Origin of the sequence: Neisseria sicca, from assembly GCF_014054945.1 — a bacterium.
GTDB classification, from domain to species: Bacteria; Pseudomonadota; Gammaproteobacteria; order Burkholderiales; family Neisseriaceae; genus Neisseria; species Neisseria sicca.
The window spans coordinates 2562644-2580914 of sequence record NZ_CP059566.1 but is presented as its reverse complement, the minus strand read 5'-3'; the positions used below and the strand labels follow the sequence as shown (position 1 = coordinate 2580914).

Below are 18271 nucleotides of genomic sequence, written 5' to 3'. Positions count from 1 at the left end.
CGCCTTGTCCTAATTTAAATTTAATCCACTATAATGAATGTCAGTAAGCGGGTATTTTCTATTTTAATCCTCCGACACTCATCAAGTCATGGGTAAATCGCCCTATTAAATTTAATCTAATTGAGTAATATCAGTTTATATTCATAATCCCACAGTAATTTTTTACATTTCCCCCTTGTCATGCTATCCTCGCCTCCCCTGTATGTATCAGCTTGTTTCATCAAGCAGTTTATTGTTGCACGCATACAGACAATATCCTGATTAATTATCGACAAGAGTATTGCTATGAAAAAAATAACTTCCTCTATTCTAAAAACCTGTTTTGCAGCGACGGCGGTTATCACAGCGCATTCTGCGTTTGCATATGACGCTTCCCGCCCCACCTCTGCTCCCGCACGCAGCACTTTGGACAATCACAATTTCCCCTATTCCATGCCGATTAATCCTAACGCAGCGCGCGATGGCAAACCTTATTTGAAAGCACACGACGACGTAATGACGCTGGCAGGCGCTACCCTGCCTCCTGCACGCCCGGTCAAACCGACTGCGCCGCCCCCACAACGTGCGCCATTGGCTAACCAAGATTTCCCTTACTCCATGCCAATCAACCCCAACGCAGCCAATGACGGCAAACCTTATTTGAAAGCACACGACAACGTAATGACGCTGGCGGGCGCAACCCTGCCTCCTGCACGTCCGGTCAAACCGACTGCGCCTCCTCCACAACGTGCGCCATTGGCTAACCAAGATTTCCCTTACTCCATGCCAATCGACGGCAATGTTTCGATACCGGACAGCGGTGTGATGAGCACAGCCTCCCAACCTCCTGCCCGCCCTATCAGCAAACCGATTGCACCTCCTCCGTCTAAACCTGTCGTCAACAATGGTAACTTCCCTTACTCTGAGCCAATTTATGGTAAACGTACTTCGACAACACCTGTCGGCGTCATGACCACAGCCGATGCACCTCCTGCCTACAATCCAAACAACGCAGTGGCAAAACCTCAATATACAGTCAAAAATTCCGTCCGCGTTGCTGATGCCGACAACCTGAAAAACAAAGAAATCCTGTTTGTTATCGACAGAATCGAAGGCAAGGGCGAGCGCGTCATTCGCGAACGCCGCATCAATCAGATCGAGCTGTTCAGCCTGAATACTGAAGACGGCAAAGGAAAAGGCTTGCTGACCGTCGGCAAAATCCCGACCGCTTCGGGCAATGTATTCTTCGGCGAATGGGCGCCTGCTTCAGAAGCCGCCGCTACTGCGCATGTCAAAGGCAACGCGCATCCTGCCTGGTTCTATGGCAAAAACCCGACCGGCAGCACCAAAGGCTTGGCAACCGCGACTTACAACGTAGTCGGTGTCAACGGTCATAAAGCCGGCGAACGCGATATCTATACCGGTACCGTCAAAGCCTATTTCGGTTCGGGCGACAGCGGCAGCATGACTGGCAAACTGGCGCGCCATACCGACACTCTGGACTTTGCCGGCGTGAAAATCGACAACCGCAACGGTACTTTCGCCTCTGATGCCGCCCGCAACCGCGAAGGCATCAAAGGTCAGTTCTACGGTCAAAATGCCGCCGCATTGGCGGGTATTGCGACCCGTGGTACGGAAAGCCGCGCCGACGACATCTCCTTCGGCGGTATAAAACAATAAACCGTCGATAGAACAACGGGGAAGGCGCGGATTACCGTGCTTTCCCCGTTTTATGGCAAGCTGCAGACGAATAGTATAGTGGATTAACTTTAAATCAGGACAAGGCGACGAAGCCGCAGACAGTACAGATAGTACGGAACCGATTCACTTGGTGCTTCAGCACCTTAGAGAATCGTTCTCTTTGAGCTAAGGCGAGGCAACGCCGTACTGGTTTAAAGTTAATCCACTATAGCAGCTTCCGTTTTCAGACGACCTTTTGTGCTTCTCCTTACCTCAAGGGTCGTCTGAAAACGGAAACAGACTAAAAAACAAAGCGATATTCAAAATCGCATCTTTTCAGACGACCGCTCCGCTTCGCCACAAACCCGGCTCGTCCGAAATTTACCCACCACACACCAGCCCGAAAGAAAACGAATGAACAAATCCTGCCTCCTCCTGCTCGCCCTACTGCCCCTGTCCGCCCACGCAGACAGCGACGACCTGCGCCGCCTGTCCGAAGAAAACGGGCGCGTGCAGCAGCAATATCGGGAAAGCGACTGGCTGGACGGCGGCACACCCGCAGGCGACATCGAAAACGACGACGCATACATCCGCATCGGCGGTCAGATTTACACCGTAGGCAACAATACCGAAGAGCTGGAAAGCGCGATTTATCATGCCATTAACGAACGCCAATGGAAAAAGGCTGAACGCTTCGCCACGCGCTACGCCGCCCTGCCCGACCACAATCCCGCCCTGCCCAAATTGGTGCTCGGTTTAAAACAACGCGCCGAAGGACGCCTCGCCGAAGCCTTGCGAAACCTGCAATCGGCAGAAGCACTCGACCCCGCCAACCCGCGCATCCTGCTCGAAACCGCGCGCCTTTATACCGAAGACAATCAAAACCGCGAAGCCCGAAGCGCATTCGCCCGCGCCCAAGCCGCCGATATTCCCGAAGAAACCCGCGCCCTGATCGGACAATACCTCGGCGAAATCGACAAACGCAGCCGCTGGCACGGACAAATCGGCATCGCTTACGGCTACAACAGCAACATCAACCAATCCGACGGCTCCGTCCGCTGCATCCTGCCGCTTGACGGCCAATGCCTCGCCTACCAAAACCTGCCCGACCCCATCCGTTCCCCCGTATGGAATTACAGCCTGAGCGCAGGCAAAATCACCCCCGTCAAAGGACACCACAGCCTCAAAACCAACCTCCTCGCCTACGGCACGCACTACCGCCGCAAAGACACAGACACCGCCCTGTCCGACTACGGCAGCCAAACAGGCACACTGTCCGCCGGTTACGAATACGCCGACGCACAAAGCCGCCTCTCGATGATGCCCGTTTACGAACACGAACGGCGCAACCGCCACACCTACTACAACGCCTACGGCGCCGAAACCTCGTGGACGCATACCATCAACCCCAAATGGCAGGTCAACGCCGACTGGTCGGGCAAACGCTACCGCCACAGCGGCACCGCGAAAACCTACGCCGCCGACTACACCGAATACCGCACAGGCTTAGGCGCAGAATACGCCCTGACCCCGAAAACCGGCGTGTTCGCAGGCTCCGACTACACCCGCCGCACATACAACGGCGGCACATCCGACCACCGCGAATACACCCTCCGCACAGGCTTATACACCCTGTTTGACAACGGCACCTACCTCAACGCCCTCGTCATGAAACGGCGCAACCTCTACGACCGCGCAGGCATCGCCGCAGACGGACAAAGACGCAGCGACCGCCAAACCGTCTGGCTCGCCGCCGCAGGCTTCAGACAATGGCACATCGGCGGCTTCTACCCCGAACTGCGCTTCAAACACACCACCGTCAAAAGCAATTCCGTGTTCTACCGCTACCGCCAAAACGAAATCATGCTGGGCGTGAAAAAACAGTTTTGAAGCGTTTTATTAGGATGGATAGGAAAATAGAAAGGTCGTCTGAAAATAAGGATTTATGAATTTCAGACGACCTCGTTTAATGAGTTCAAATAACAGCAAACATCTCACACCCACCGCTATCCCCTTCTATACCTTTCCAAATCTGCCGTAACCTACCCCCTCTCCTGCCCGGCGGGAGAGGGTTGGGGAGAGGGTGGCTCTATGGACCACACGAATTTGATTTTTCCCAAACAAAAAAGCCACCCCCATCCTAGCCTTCCCCCGCCGGACGGGGGAAGGGATAGGATTGCTGATACGGCAAAGAGGTCGTCTGAAAACTGGGATTTATGAATTTCAGACGACCTTGTTTAATGGATTCAAATAACAGCAAACCTCTCACACCCGCCACTATCCCCTTCCATACTTTTCCACATCTACCGCAACCTGCCCCCTCTCCCGTCCGGCGGGAGAGGGCTGGGGAGAGGGTGGCTTTATGAGCTGCACGAATTTATTTTCTCCTCAGAAACACAAAACCGCCCCCATCCTAACCTTCCCCCGCCAGACGGGGGAAGGGACAGGATTGCTGATACGGCAAAGAGGTCGTCTGAAAACTGGGATTTATGAATTTCAGACGACCTCGTACATCATCAGACCACGCCAAACACCCCGCCGTCGTCATTCCCGCGTAGGCGGGAATCCATTGGTGGGATTAGGTTTGTTCGGATGGTTCTTAAGATTTTTGTTGCGAGATTTCTGTTGCTGAAAATTAGATTCCTGTCGCAACCTGTCCTCATGAATGTGAGAATGGCAGTAGTCAGACAAAAATTTATGCCACACCCTGCAACCTGCCCCCTCTCCCGTCGGCGGGAGAGGGTTGGGGAGAGGGTGGCTCTATGTGCTGCACGAATTTGATTTTTCCCAAGCCGCAAAGCCACCCCCATCCTAGCCTTCCCCCGCCAGACGGGGGAAGGGACAAAGTTGCTGATACGGCAAAGAGGTCGTCTGAAAATTACGATTTATGAGGTTTCAGACGACCTCATTTAATGAGTTCAAATAACAGCAAACACCCCACCTGCCACTATCTCCTCCCATGCTTTTCCACATCTGCTGCAACCCACCCCCTCTCCCGTCCGGCGGGAGAGGGGGTGGGGAGAGGGTGGCTCTATGGGCTGCACGAATTTGATTTTTCCCAATCCACAAAGCCACCCCCATCCTAGCCTTCCCCCGCCGGACGGGGGAAGGAACAGAATTGCTGATAAATCGAAGAGGTCGTCTAAAAATTACAATTTATGAGGTTTCAGACGACCTCGTTTAATGAGTTCAAATAACAGCAACCATCTCACATCCGCCGCTATCCCCTTCCATACTTTTCCACATCTACCGCAACCTGCCCCCTCTCCCGTCTGGCGGGAGAGGGCTGGGGAGAGGGTAGCTCTATGGGCTGCACGAATTTAATTTTTCCCAAGCCACAAAGCCACCCCCATCCTAACCTTCTCCCGCCGGACGGGGGGGAAGGAACAGAATTGCTGATACGGCAAAGAGGTCGTCTGAAAATAAGGATTTTAGATTTCAGACGACCTCATTCAATAAGTTTTAATAACAGCAACCATCTCACATCCGCCACTATCCCCTTCCATACTTTTCCACATCTACCGCAACCTGCCCCCTCTCCCGTCTGGCGGGAGAGGGCTGGGGAGAGGGTGGCTCTATGGACTGCACGAGTTTTATTTACCTAAACCTGTAAAACCACCCCCATCCTAGCCTTCCCCCGCCGGACGGGGGAAGGAACAGGATTGCTGATACGGCAAAGAGGTCGTCTGAAACCCATCTTTCAGACGACCTCTTTTCTCTTTCAAAAATGCTCTGCCCTAACCCCTAGCCTGCTTCTTGCAAAAAGCCTGCCAGTGCGGCGGTATCGAGGGCGATCATTAACTCTTCGTTGGTCGGCACGACCAAAACGGCGGGCATGGAACCTGTCGGGCTGATGATGCCTGAATTGCCGTAGCGTTTTTCCATATTGGCTTTGGTGTCGATGTGCAGTCCCAAATAGTCGAGGTAGGCAACGGTTTTGGCGCGGATGTTGCGGGAGTTTTCGCCGATGCCGCCGGTGAAGACGAGGGCGTCTATGCCGCCGCAGGCGACCGACATCGAGGCGATGTATTTGGCGAGGCGGTAGGTCATGACTTCGAGGGCGAGGCGTGCGCCTTCGTGGCCTTCGTCGGCGGCGATTTCGAGGGTGCGGCAGTCGTTGGAGAGTTCGGAGATGCCGAGCAATCCTGATTTTTTGTTCAACATTTCATCGACTTGCTCGATGTTCATGCCGGCATGGGCGGTCAGGTAGCTGTACACGCCGGGGTCGATGTCGCCGCAGCGGGTGCCCATGACGAGGCCTTCGATGGGGGTGAAGCCCATGCTGGTATCGACGGATTTGCCGTTTCGGATGGCGGTGATGGACGCGCCGTTGCCGAGGTGGGCGACGATCATGCGCAAATCTTCCAGCGGTTTGCCCAAAATCCGCGCGGCTTCGGGGGCGACGTAGCGCATGCTGGTGCCGTGGAAACCGTAGCGGCGGAAGGCGTGTTTTTTGCGCAATTCGCGCGGCACGGCGTAGGTGTAGGCGCGTTCGGGCATGGTTTGGTGGAACGAGGTGTCCATCACGCCGACGTTGGGCAGGCCGGGGAAGTGTTCCTGCGCGGCGAGGATACCGCTGATGTTGGCGGGGTTGTGCAGCGGGGCGAGCGGGATGCAGGCTTTCAGTTCGTCGAGTACGTCTTGGTCGATGAGGACGGACTCGTGATATTTTTCGCCGCCGTGGGCGATGCGGTGGCCGATGGCTTTGATGCGGTCGTGCAGGCCGTGTTTTTCCAGTTCGTTCAACAGCATACCTACCGCGCCGGCGTGGCAGTTGCGGCCGGTCAGGGGAACTTGGCGTTTGTTGCCGTCTTTGTTGAAGGTAATGACGGCTTCGGGCGTGGTCAGACGCTCGCCGAGGCAGCTTAGGACGACGCTGCCGTTTTTGCGGTCGATAACGGCACCTTTGAGCGAGGAACTGCCGCAGTTCAGAACGAGGATGAGTTGGTCGGACATGATGTTTCTCCTTGTAGTTTGTGGTTGTTTTTTTGGGTGAGGGTCGTCTGAAAAAGGATGGGCGTTGGGCGGGATGTGTTTCAGACGGCCTCTTTGGGCAAAGCTTATGCCGCATTTTCTATCGTCATTCCCGCGTAGATGGGAATCCATATTTGCTAACAAGCAAGCTCTAATAAATCAGGAAACAGAATATCGACTGTGGATTCCCGCCACAGCCTGTTCTCGCGTAGGCGGGGACGGGAATGACGGCGGTTAGACTATTCGGCTTTATTGCAATCCTTTATCAAATGTCGTCTGAAACAGTGGACAGTGATGTCCGTCCTACATGATTTCAAAAACAATCATCGGGAACGCGCACCCGCCCTTCCATAATCACGCGCGCGCTGCGGCTCATGACGGCTTTTTTCACCACCCAGATGCCGTCCGAACACTCTGCCGCCGCGCCGACGCGCAATGTGCCGGAAGGATGGCCGAAGCGCACTTCGTTGCGCGTTCCGCCGCCGGCGGCAAGGTTGACCAGCGTACCAGGTACGGCAGCAGCAGCGGCGATGGCGACCGAGGCGGTGCCCATCATGGCATGGTGCAGTTTGCCCATGCTCAGGGCGCGTACCAACAAATCGATATCGGCGGCGTTCACGGTTTTGCCGCTGGAGGCGGTGTAATCGGCGGCGGGCGCGACGAAGGCGACTTTCGGCGTGTGCGCGCGGGCGGCGGCTTCGGACACGTCGTTAATCAAGCCCATTTTCAGCGCGCCGTAAGCGCGGATTTTCTCGAATTTTTCCAGCGCGGCGGCATCGTTGTTGATGTCGTCCTGCAACTCTTTGCCCGTGTAGCCCAAGTCGGCGGCGTTCAGGAAAACGGTCGGAATGCCCGCGTTGATGAGCGTGGCTTTCAGACGACCTATGTCCGGAACGTCCAGCTCGTCCACCAGATTGCCGGTCGGAAACATGCTGCCTTCGCCGTCGGCGGGATCGAGGAATTCGATTTGCACTTCGGCGGCGGGAAAGGTAACGCCGTCCAGCTCAAAATCACCTGTTTCCAAGACTTCGCCGTTTTGCATCGGAACATGGGCGATGATGGTTTTGCCGATGTTTTTCTGCCAGATTTTGACCGTGCAGATGCCGTCTGAAGGAATTTTGCCTTTATCGACCAAGCCCTGTTCGATGGCGAACGCGCCCACGGCGGCGGTAAGGTTGCCGCAGTTGCCGCTCCAATCGACGAAAGGCTTGTCGATGGAAACTTGCCCGAAAAGGTAATCGACATCGTGGTCGGCGCGTTCGGACTTGTCCAAAATCACCGCCTTGCTGGTCGACGAGCTGGCGTTGCCCAAACCGTCTATCTGCTTGCCGTAAGGATCGGGACTGCCGAGTACGCGCAACAGGATTTTGTCGCGCGCGCTGCCCGCTTCCCGCGCCGCCTCGGGCAGGTCGGAACGTTTGAAAAACACGCCTTTTGATGTGCCGCCGCGGTAGTAAACGGCGGGGATTTTGATTTGCGGCATTTTTGGATTCTCCTTATGTAGCGTGGGCTCTGCCCACGATTTTTACCGTGTCAATTTAGCCTTTATTTCGTGGACAAAGCCCACGCTACACCCACTTTCCAGAAGTACATTAGGCTGCCACTCCGCCAAAGCCGTTTGCTTCCGCAAAATGTCGGGGTTCGCCCCAATCTACGGCTGCTGTGTTGTGATACGGCAGACTATTAAACCCCGTCATTCCCGCGTAGGCGGGAATCCAGACTTATCCGCACAGAAACTCATCGGATAAAAAGGTTTCCTCAATTCCACTTTCTGGATTCCCGCCTGCGCGGGAATGACGATTTACAGTAGATGCCTGCCATATCGGGAATTACGTGAATGAGCAAAATGTTGAACCCGACCCACGCTACGTCTTGCTTTTCAGACGACCTCTACGCCGCGTTCCCTTCCAAAAAATCCTGTGCAAACCGTTGCAGCACGCCGCCGGCTTCGTACACCAGCACCTCCTCTGCGGTATCAAGGCGGCAGGTAACGGGGACTTCGACGGTTTCGCCGTTTTTGCGGTGGATGACGAGTGTCAGGTCGCCGCGCGGTTTGCGTTCGCCGACCACGTCGTAGGTTTCCGTACCGTCCAGTTGCAGGGTGTGGCGGTTGGTGCCGGGTTTAAATTGCAGCGGCAAGACGCCCATGCCGATGAGGTTGGTGCGGTGGATGCGCTCGAAACCTTCGGCGGCGATGGCTTCTACGCCCGCCAGCCGCACGCCTTTCGCCGCCCAGTCACGGCTGGAGCCTTGTCCGTAGTCCGCGCCGGCGATGATGATGAGCGGCTGTTTGCGGTTCATATAGGTTTCGATGGCTTCCCACATGCGCATGGTTTCGCCTTCGGGTTCGACGCGGGCGAGCGAGCCTTGGCGCACGCTGCCGTCTTCGTTTTTCACCATTTCGTTAAACAATTTGGGATTGGCGAAAGTGGCGCGTTGGGCGGTGAGGTGGTCGCCGCGGTGGGTGGCGTAGGAATTGAAGTCTTCTTCGGGCAAACCCATTTTCGCCAGATATTCGCCCGCCGCACTCGCCGCCAGAATCGCGTTGGACGGCGAAATGTGGTCGGTGGTGATGTTGTCGGGCAGAATCGCCAAGGGGCGCATTCCCGTCAGGCTGCGTTCGCCCGCCAGCGCGCCTTCCCAATAGGGCGGACGGCGGATGTAGGTGGACATCGGACGCCAGTCGTACAGCGGACTCGGGGCTTTTTGCGCTTTGCCGGTGTCGAACATCGGTACATACACGTCGCGGAATTGCTGCGGTTTCACATATTCGGCAACGACGGCATCGATTTCTTCGTCGGTCGGCCAGATGTCTTTCAGGCGGATTTCCTTGCCGTCGTCTGAAATGCCGAGTACGTCGTTTTCAATATCGAAACGGATGCTGCCTGCGACGGCGTATGCCACCACCAGCGGGGGCGAAGCGAGGAAAGCCTGTTTCGCATACGGGTGGATGCGGCCGTCGAAGTTGCGGTTGCCCGACAGTACGGCGGTGGCGTACAAATCGCGGTCTATGATTTCCTGCTGGATTTTCGGGTCGAGCGCGCCGCTCATGCCGTTGCAGGTAGTGCAGGCGAAGGCGACGATGCCGAAGCCGAGTTTTTCCATTTCGGGCAGCAGGCCTGCTTCTTTCAAATAGATTTCCGCCACTTTCGAGCCGGGGGCGAACGAGGTTTTGACCCACGGTTTGCGTTTCAGCCCGAAGCGGTTGGCGTTGCGCGCCAAGAGCGCGGCGGCAACGACGTTGCGCGGGTTGGAGGTGTTGGTGCAACTGGTAATCGCAGCGATGATGACCGCGCCGTCGGGCATGAGGCCGTCTGAAGGCTCTTCGTAAGGCTTCGCCAGCCCTTTCGCCGCCAAATCGACGGTGGCAAAACGCGCGTGCGGGTTGCTCGGACCTGCCATGTTGCGCGTTACGCTGCTCAAATCAAACTGCAACACGCGCGGATAAACGGCGGTTTTCAGATCGTCCGCCCACAGTCCGGCGGTTTTGGCGTAGGTTTCCACCAATTTCACCTGCGCGTCGTCGCGTCCGGTCAGTTTCAAATAATCAATGGTTTGCGCGTCGATGGCGAACATGGCGGCAGTCGCACCGAACTCCGGCGTCATGTTGGAAATGGTCGCGCGGTCGCCGATGGACAGGCTTCTTGCGCCCTCGCCGAAAAATTCGACAAACGCCCCGACCACGCGTTCTTTGCGCAGAAACTCGGTCAGCGCCAACACAATATCTGTCGCCGTAATGCCCGCCTGCCGTTTGCCCGTCAGCTCCACGCCGACAATATCCGGCAGGCGCATCATGGACGCGCGCCCCAGCATTACCGTTTCCGCTTCCAAACCGCCCACGCCCACGGAAATCACGCCCAGCGCGTCAACGTGCGGTGTATGTGAGTCTGTACCGACGCAGGTATCAGGGAACGCCACGCCGTTTTTGACTTGGACGACGGGCGACATTTTTTCCAGATTGATTTGGTGCATGATGCCGTTGCCCGCCGGAATCACGTCCACATTTTCAAAGGCGGTTTTCGTCCAGTTGATAAAGTGGAAACGGTCTTCGTTGCGGCGGTCTTCGATTTCGCGGTTTTTGCGGAACGCATCGGGGTCGTAGCCGCCGCACTCCACCGCCAGCGAGTGATCGACGATAAGCTGCGTCTGCACCACCGGATTCACTTTGGCAGGATTGCCGCCCTTCTCTGCAATCGCATCGCGCAAACCCGCCAAATCCACCAGCGCGGTCTGCCCCAGAATATCGTGGCACACCACCCGCGCGGGATACCACGGAAAATCGATTTCCTGCTTGCCTTCTATCAACTGGCCCAGCCAGCTTTGCAGCGTCGGCAAATCGACTTTGTCCGCGCGGTTGACCAAGTTCTCCGCCAAAATACGGCTCGTGTAAGGCAGCTTGTCGTAAGAGCCAGCTTGAATGTCCTCACACGCCGCACGCGCGTCGTAGTATTCCAAATCCGTACCGGGCAGCGGTTTGCGGTAACGTTGGTTGGCAGCCATGTTCAGTTCTCCTGTGGATCTATTTTTCTTGTGGTTTGGGGTTTCAGACGACGTTTTTGAAGGGGTCGTCTGAAATCTTGGGAAATAAAAACTATTCAACTCGCTTCAACAATGGTCTATACAATCCATTGATAGACACAATACCGGCAATAATCAGAATAGCGCCGACAAAGAAGCGTCCTTCCGGTATTTCATTCAAAAACATCCAAGCCAGTACGGCGGCAAATAATGGCTCGGCCAATTCAGTTACCTGCACCTTCGCGGCACTCAAATAATCCAATGCTTTAGTTGTACAATAAAATCCTAAAATCGTCGGCAATAAAGACAGTGCCAAGAGTGGCGGAATAAAAGACCATTGCCAATGTATATCCTCAATACCTTCCAATGAAGGGATAAACAAGAAAATACTTCCAAAAAACATCAAGATCCGTGTCAAATAAATACCGCCGTTTAAGCCGAATTTTTTAATCAAAACGGAAAAACAACCGTAACCCGAGCCCGCCAGTGCGGCATTCAGAATCAACCCTAAATTTCCTTCTCCAGTCCAAGAAATCACCGCGATCCCCGATACTGCCAAACCCACACCGACGACTGAAGAAATATAAATACGTTCGTCTAATAGTATGCTGTCCAATATCAAGGCAGATACAGCAGCCGATGCCATTAATACAACTACTACATTCGCAGCATTACCGTATTGATAAGCGGTGGTTTCAAAGAAAAACAAAGTGTAAATTCCGAAAAAAGCACAAATTGCTACTTTTAACAGCAACGGCAAGATTGCCTCTTTCTTTTTTGAAATATCCGCAATCTGTCTGGTAAAACCGGTACGGCAAAGCAAAATGCTGATAAACACAAAACCTGTCAAAGTTTTCAAAAATGCAATATGCTGAACAGACAAGCCTTGCTCCATTAATACCTTACTGAATATACCGATAGTTGCATTCAGAAGGGCTGCAGAAACTGCCAAGAATATTCCCATCATTAAATCAGGCAGCTTCATATTTACTCCATAATACTTTCCACATAGGTGCATTATTGTTTTTCGAAAAGAAAATCCCTCCAAAATCTTTATTTACCTCTTGATAATCAAACGCCTTTATTTCAGAAAGTTGCCGCGCTGCCTCCGCCATTCCCGCCGCGGCCTGTCCTCGCTTAGGCGGGGGCGGGAATGACGGCAGACGTTGCGGCTGGTTTTTCAGACGACCTTCTCTCTCGCACATTTCAACAGGTCGTCTGAAAAGCGGAACCGTAGGCGGGTTTCGGTTTTCCGCGGGCAACGCCCGCGCTACACGTCGTCTGAAATCCGATTGGTGGTCTCCTACGGTTGTTGTCCGTCTCAGCGTGCTTCCATTTCCACAAACGCCAAGTCTTCAGGGCCGGTGTAGTTCGCGCTCGGACGGATGATTTTGCCGTCTTTGCGCTGTTCGAGGACGTGTGCCGCCCAGCCGGTGGAGCGCGAAATCACGAAGAGCGGCGTGAACATGGCGGTCGGGACGCCGAGTTTTTGGTAGGACACGGCGGAGAACCAGTCTAAGTTCGGGAACATTTTTTTCTCTTCCCACATCACGCTCTCCAAGCGTTCGGCGATGTCGAAGAGGCGCATGTCGCCCGCTTCCCGGCTCAAACCGCGCGCCACTTCTTTAATCACGACGTTGCGCGGGTCGGAAATGGTGTAAACCGGATGGCCGAACCCGATAACGATTTCTTTGCGGGCGATGCGTTCGCGGATGTCGGCTTCGGCTTCGTCGGCGTTGCGGTAGCGTTTTTGGATGTCGTAGGCGACTTCGTTCGCGCCGCCGTGTTTCGGACCTTTAAGCGCGCCGATGGCGCCGGTGATGCAGGAATACATATCCGAACCCGTACCGGCAATCACGCGGGCGGTGAAGGTGGAGGCGTTGAATTCGTGTTCGGCATACAGAATCAGCGAAACGTGCATGGCTTTAATCTGCGATTCGGTCGGGCGTTTGCCGTGCAACAGGTGCAGGAAGTGGCCGCCGATAGTGTCTTCTTTGCTTTCAACGTCGATGCGTTTGCCGTTGTGCGAATATTGGTACCAGTAGAGCAGGATACTGCCGAGGCTGGCGATGAGTTTGTCCGCAATGTCGCGCGCTTCGCTTTCGGGGTGGCTTTCGCGTTCGGGATGAACACAGCCGAGCATGGACACGCCGGTACGCATGACGTCCATCGGATGCGTGTGAGCGGGCAGGCTTTCCAAAACCTTAATCACGCGGATAGGCAGGCCGCGCATGGATTTGAGCTTGGCTTTGTAGGCGGCGAGTTCGAATTTGTTGGGCAGGTGGCCGTGAATCAGCAGGTAGGCGACTTCTTCAAACTCGCATTTCTGCGCCAAATCGAGGATGTCGTAACCGCGGTAGCTCAAATCGTTGCCGGTGCGGCCGACGGTACACAGCGCGGTGTTGCCCGCAGCCACGCCGGAGAGGGCGACGGATTTTTTCGGTTTGAAGGTCGGGGTTTCGGGGGTTGCAGTCATGGTATTTCTCCTTTGTGTTTTTATGGGGTTTGGGTTTTCATACGACCTATTGAAGGTTGAGGGTCGTCTGAAAACGGTTTTTTACTTCTGAAACAATTTATCCAGCTTCTGCTCGAAGTCGTGATAATTCAAATGCTCGTAAAGCTCCGCGCGGGTCTGCATGGTATCGACCACCGCCGCCTGCGTGCCGTCGCGCATAATCGCCTCATAAACATTCAGCGCGGCCTTGCTCGCGGCGCGGAACGACGAGAGCGGATACAGCACCAGCGACACGCCGTTGTCCGCCAGCTCGCGCTGCGTATAAAGCGGCGTCGCGCCGAATTCGGTAATGTTCGCCAACACGGGCACTTTCACCGCGTCCGCAAATTGCCGGTACATCACCAAATCCGTCATCGCTTCGGGGAAAATCATGTCCGCGCCCGCTTCCACGCAAGCCTGCGCCCGCTCGATGGCGGCATCCAAACCTTCCACCGCCAGCGCGTCCGTCCGCGCCATAATCACAAAATTCTCATCCGTGCGCGCATCCACGGCGGCTTTAATGCGGTCTACCATTTCATCTTTAGAAACAATGGCCTTGTTCGGACGATGACCGCAACGCTTCTGCGCCACCTGATCTTCGATATGCACCGCCGCCACACCCGCACGCTCGAAGTTGCGAATCGTGCGCGCGATATTGAACGCCCCGCCCCAGCCGACATCGATGTCCACCAGCAAAGGCGTATCCACATTGTCCGTAATCCGCCGCGCATCAATCAGCACATCTTCCATCGTGGTGATGCCCAAATCCGGAATCCCGCACGAACAGGCCGCCACGCCGCCGCCCGACAGATACACCGCCTTAAACCCGCTCTGCGTCGCCAGCCGCGCAAAATAAGCGTTCACACAGCCGACCACGGCAAGGGGATTCGACTCCTTCACAGCTTGGCGGAAACGGGTGCCGGCAGAAAGTTGGCTCATGATATTTCTCCTTTGTAGATTAGATTTTTTTCAGTATCGACTCAACGGCCCGGTTTCCGCGAAACCCGAAACGAACCGTTCAAATAGAAACAATGGTTTCAAAACCGTTTTCAGACGACCTTTCAAAACCCAAACCCATCAGGTCGTCTGAAAATAAAAATCAATAAAAACAATTAGTTAATAAATTCAATACAAACAATTCGGCTGAAGCGGAGGTATATAAATAAAATTTTTAATAATTTTTAAATTCGGAAAGGAAATACAGTTGGAAAGACAGAATTTTCAAAACCCAAACCGTCCGCAGAAATGCGGAAACCCTGATTCGGGCGAAGAGCCGTCAGACCGCCGCGACTGCCCAAAAGCAGACGGCGACGGATGCGGCAGAGATAGAAGACAATCTATAACAAGACGGAGAAGTTTGGTACAGATTCATGATAGGGTTCCTTTGTAGTGCGATGTAGTTTTTATAAGTATGGACAAATTTAAAAAATAATTTTCAGGCTGTCAAACACTTTTTCTAAAATATTTTTAAAAAATTCAATCATTAATGAACAATACTTCAGAAACAAAACCCCAAACTCCCGCCTCAAAACACCCCAAACCCTTAGCTGAAAAAGCCTACATCGCTATCAACCAATCAGAACGTTTTTAAACAATCTATCTCAAAAACAAATATAATTAATTCATTTATTAGGAATTTTTATTCAAGTACGAAAATAGGCATCCTCACCGCCCAAACCACCAGATTTTGGACCCACTCACTTTCAGACGACCAAAATCAGAACAACACTCTGATTTAAAAACAACAATAACAATATTTAAAAATGTAGTCATGTGTAGTTTTAAATATAAAAAGGTCGTCTGAAAATCGTAACCCTATGATTTCAAACGACCTATCCACACCCAGCCGTAGCGTGGGCTTCGCCCACGAAAAAAACAATACTATTTATCGCCCGACTCGGAAACCAAGCCATCGATTTCGTGGGCAAAGCCCACGCTACAATCCACGGCAGGTATCGCAGCGTCCTACTCACAGCCCCGCCGAATTTACCTGTCAAGGAAGTTTTTTGTATTAATGGGGAAGTTTTTTGTTTATCTTCAATTCACGCTCATCCACCATAAAAGTTAAAAAGGTCGTCTGAAACCCGTAATCACATGGTTTCAGACGACCTTTTATCTTTCCCGTCCGCTTTTCAGACGACCTCACAGCAAAAACATCGTTGCCAGCCCCAAGAAAATCAGAAAACCACCGGAATCCGTTACCGCCGTAATCAGTACCGAGCTGCCCAAGGCAGGGTCGCGGCCGTATTTTTCCATGATGACAGGGATGAGTACGCCGACTGTGGCGGCGAGCAAAAGGTTCAACGTCATTGCGGCGACCATCACCAAGCCGATGCCGATGCTGCCGTACAGCAGCCATGACACCACGCCCATGACCGTTCCCCAGATGATGCCGTTGACCAAAGCGACGCCGACTTCTTTTTTCAACAACCGTCCCGCCTGCATCCCTGTCAACTGCCCCATCGCCATCGCGCGGACAATCATGGTGATGGTTTGGTTGCCGGAGTTGCCGCCGATACCGGCGACGATGGGCATCAGCGCGGCGAGTGCGACGATTTTTTCGATACTGCCTTCAAACGCGCCGATAACGCGGCTGGCGAGAAAGGCAGTGCAGAGGTTGACGGCAAGCCACATCCAGCGGTTTTTCACTGAATCCCAGACGGGCGCAAACAAATCTTCCTCTTCCTGCAAACCCGCCATGTTCAACATATCCGCTTCCGATTCTTCACGGATAACGTCCACCATCTCGTCGATGGTAATCCTGCCGATGAGCTTTTTGTTTTCATCGACTACAGGCGCGGTCACCAAGTCATAACGTTCGAACGCCTGCGCCGCCTCTTCTACGTCGTCTTCGGGACGGAAGCGCACGACTTCGGTCGCCATCACGTCCGCCACCAAGTCTTCGGGATCGGCGACCAAAAGTTTGCGGATGGGCAACACGCCTTGCAGGATGTCGTTTTCATCGACCACGAAAATCTTGTCGGTATGGTCGGGCAGGCTCTCGAAACGGCGCAGGTAACGCAGCACCACTTCACAAGTAACGTCGGCGCGGATGCTGACCAACTCGAAGTCCATAATCGCACCGACTTGGTTGTCTTCATACGACATCGCCGCCTTGACTTGGGCGCGCTCTTCCTCGTCGCGCGTCTGCAAGGCTTCATAAACCACTTGGTGCGGCAAATCGCCCGCCAGCTCCGCCAGTTCGTCCGCGTCCAAGTCATCGACTGCCGCCAACAGCTCGTCTTTGTCCATCGACTCGATCAGCGTTTCGCGCACCGCGTCGGAGACTTCCAGCAACACTTCGCCGTCGTCTTCAGGCGTAACCAGAAGCCAGACGATATTACGCTCGCGCGGCGGCAACGATTCCAACACCGCCGCCACGTCGGCAGGGTGCAGCTCGTTCAAAAGGACGGTCAGCTCGGTAAATTTCTCGCGCAACGCCTCGTCCTCAATCGGCACGCCTTCCTCAATCTGCGGGAAGGCGGGCGAGAGGATTTCGCACAGCGCGTGGATACGGTCGAAATCGGCGGAAACGCGCTCTACGTCGCTTTCGATACTGTCGTTTTCAAGGTTCGGAGGGGTTTGTTCGATGCTCATAAATGCTCCGCCCGCCGGATGCGGGAGGGCATTTCGGCGGGATGGTTATCGTGTATTTCGGGATAAACCGGAAGGGAAGTTCAGTAAAAACGAACTGGGAAGGTCCATAATAAAAGCCTACTGATTCAGGCGTCGTGTTGGAAACGGAGCGTATTTTACCGCGTTTCGAGGCGGTTTACTATTTTTAACTGAAAAGGTCGTCTGAGACCTTAGATTTCAGACGACCTTGATATGTTGGGTTTTCAATCCAATTTTTGCTTGTCGATTACTCAATACATTTTGTCTAGCCGAGATATCCTTACCATTAATTGCTTATTTTCTCCAACCGGTATTTAATCCACAACCAAAAATAGCAGAATTCAGAATACAGGAATGTGGCAGAACATATCAACATGCCTGATGTTATATAGTACTCTGCTTTGGGACCATTACGCAACAAAAATCCAAATATTAAACAAATACTTCCTAAAACGTATGGTACCCATATAATAGGTGTACATCTACTCAGGGGCCAAAATACTCCATCAGGTTCAAACGTGATTATTTCTACGTTTTTTTTATTCAAACTATTGTCAATAAGTTGCTTACAATCCAATTGAATAACATAAATCAAAGCTAGGAAAAACATTCCCAATAAACCGTATAAGTAATAGTCAAATAATTTCGATCCTTTCAGATAAGCACTTAAAATAAAGGGGGAGATAACCAGTATATTTATTATCACACCTAGATTTAAAAAAACTGACTGAAAAAACATTTTACTAAGCGGGCTGGAAGACAATATTTTTCTAACATAAAAAAATAAAACTAAGTAGATAATTTCTGATATTATTAATATCAGACCTATTATTGCCCTTTTCTCTACTTTCCAAATATCAGGAAATAAAAAAACTGCAAAGATTTCTTGTAACCCCAAAAATAGGAAAGCTATTTTAATAAAATAGTATCGACCAAAGTTCTTTTTAGTTTCTATAATGGCTTTTGCATCAAATCTCAAAAGTGCGAAATTATGCCGTCCTTTCATTTTTA

At 53.1% G+C, this 18271-nt stretch carries 11 protein-coding genes and 1 pseudogene; 3 read left to right on the top strand and 9 right to left on the bottom strand.

The window, feature by feature from the left end; translation table 11 throughout:
- The first annotated feature begins 285 nt into the window (after positions 1-285).
- The 3 genes and pseudogenes from H3L95_RS12265 (at position 286) to H3L95_RS12260 (ending at position 3549) form a co-directional block, all read left to right on the top strand.
- Positions 286-1659, top strand: a complete 1374-nt coding sequence (locus H3L95_RS12265) for a Slam-dependent surface lipoprotein (RefSeq protein WP_128887959.1) — start codon at positions 286-288, stop codon at positions 1657-1659.
- A 74-nt stretch (positions 1660-1733) separates the two neighbouring features.
- Positions 1734-1796 (top strand): annotated as a pseudogene (locus tag H3L95_RS14275) (transposase); the annotation flags it as partial.
- Between the two features lie 277 nt (positions 1797-2073).
- On the top strand, positions 2074-3549 hold the full coding sequence (locus H3L95_RS12260; RefSeq protein WP_003761565.1) for a surface lipoprotein assembly modifier: 1476 nt from the start codon (positions 2074-2076) through the stop codon (positions 3547-3549).
- 1854 nt (positions 3550-5403) lie between these two features.
- Here the strand turns inward: H3L95_RS12260 and H3L95_RS12255 are convergent.
- From H3L95_RS12255 to H3L95_RS12215, 9 genes are all read right to left on the bottom strand, one after another.
- Complete coding sequence (locus tag H3L95_RS12255) at positions 5404-6615, bottom strand: acetate kinase (RefSeq protein ID WP_040669218.1); 1212 nt, start codon at positions 6613-6615, stop codon at positions 5404-5406.
- Positions 6616-6946: 331 nt separating this feature from the next.
- On the bottom strand, positions 6947-8116 hold the full coding sequence (prpF, locus tag H3L95_RS12250) for a 2-methylaconitate cis-trans isomerase PrpF (protein ID WP_003762031.1): 1170 nt from the start codon (positions 8114-8116) through the stop codon (positions 6947-6949).
- A gap of 407 nt (positions 8117-8523) precedes the next feature.
- Positions 8524-11133 (bottom strand): Fe/S-dependent 2-methylisocitrate dehydratase AcnD, encoded by a 2610-nt coding sequence (gene acnD, locus H3L95_RS12245; RefSeq protein ID WP_003762029.1) that lies wholly within the window; start codon positions 11131-11133, stop codon positions 8524-8526.
- A gap of 91 nt (positions 11134-11224) precedes the next feature.
- Complete coding sequence (locus tag H3L95_RS12240; RefSeq protein WP_003762026.1) at positions 11225-12136, bottom strand: DMT family transporter; 912 nt, start codon at positions 12134-12136, stop codon at positions 11225-11227.
- On the bottom strand, positions 12123-12356 hold the full coding sequence (locus H3L95_RS13925; protein WP_003762024.1) for a hypothetical protein: 234 nt from the start codon (positions 12354-12356) through the stop codon (positions 12123-12125). The genes H3L95_RS12240 and H3L95_RS13925 overlap by 14 nt, the downstream gene beginning before the upstream one ends.
- A 116-nt stretch (positions 12357-12472) precedes the next feature.
- Entirely contained in the window at positions 12473-13627 is a 1155-nt protein-coding gene (gene prpC / locus H3L95_RS12230; protein ID WP_040669216.1) for a bifunctional 2-methylcitrate synthase/citrate synthase, read from the bottom strand.
- An 81-nt stretch (positions 13628-13708) separates the two neighbouring features.
- Complete coding sequence (prpB, locus tag H3L95_RS12225; protein ID WP_003762018.1) at positions 13709-14584, bottom strand: methylisocitrate lyase; 876 nt, start codon at positions 14582-14584, stop codon at positions 13709-13711.
- A gap of 1203 nt (positions 14585-15787) precedes the next feature.
- On the bottom strand, positions 15788-17242 hold the full coding sequence (gene mgtE, locus H3L95_RS12220) for a magnesium transporter (RefSeq protein ID WP_003762010.1): 1455 nt from the start codon (positions 17240-17242) through the stop codon (positions 15788-15790).
- A 304-nt stretch (positions 17243-17546) separates the two neighbouring features.
- Positions 17547-18266 carry a hypothetical protein gene (locus tag H3L95_RS12215; RefSeq protein WP_003762008.1) on the bottom strand — a complete coding sequence of 240 codons (720 nt, stop codon included), beginning with the start codon at positions 18264-18266 and terminating at the stop codon, positions 17547-17549.
- Positions 18267-18271 lie beyond the last annotated feature (5 nt).

Bases quoted from the DNA above. Each gene is read 5' to 3' on its own strand.
- H3L95_RS12265 (WP_128887959.1), top strand. From the start codon at position 286: ATGAAAAAAATAACTTCCTCTATTCTAAAAACCTGTTTTGCAGCGACG.
- H3L95_RS12260 (WP_003761565.1), top strand. From the start codon at position 2,074: ATGAACAAATCCTGCCTCCTCCTGCTCGCCCTACTGCCCCTGTCCGCC.
- H3L95_RS12255 (WP_040669218.1), bottom strand. From the start codon at position 6,615: ATGTCCGACCAACTCATCCTCGTTCTGAACTGCGGCAGTTCCTCGCTC.
- prpF (WP_003762031.1), bottom strand. From the start codon at position 8,116: ATGCCGCAAATCAAAATCCCCGCCGTTTACTACCGCGGCGGCACATCA.
- acnD (WP_003762029.1), bottom strand. From the start codon at position 11,133: ATGGCTGCCAACCAACGTTACCGCAAACCGCTGCCCGGTACGGATTTG.
- H3L95_RS12240 (WP_003762026.1), bottom strand. From the start codon at position 12,136: ATGAAGCTGCCTGATTTAATGATGGGAATATTCTTGGCAGTTTCTGCA.
- H3L95_RS13925 (WP_003762024.1), bottom strand. From the start codon at position 12,356: ATGTGCGAGAGAGAAGGTCGTCTGAAAAACCAGCCGCAACGTCTGCCG.
- prpC (WP_040669216.1), bottom strand. From the start codon at position 13,627: ATGACTGCAACCCCCGAAACCCCGACCTTCAAACCGAAAAAATCCGTC.
- prpB (WP_003762018.1), bottom strand. From the start codon at position 14,584: ATGAGCCAACTTTCTGCCGGCACCCGTTTCCGCCAAGCTGTGAAGGAG.
- mgtE (WP_003762010.1), bottom strand. From the start codon at position 17,242: ATGAGCATCGAACAAACCCCTCCGAACCTTGAAAACGACAGTATCGAA.
- H3L95_RS12215 (WP_003762008.1), bottom strand. From the start codon at position 18,266: ATGAAAGGACGGCATAATTTCGCACTTTTGAGATTTGATGCAAAAGCC.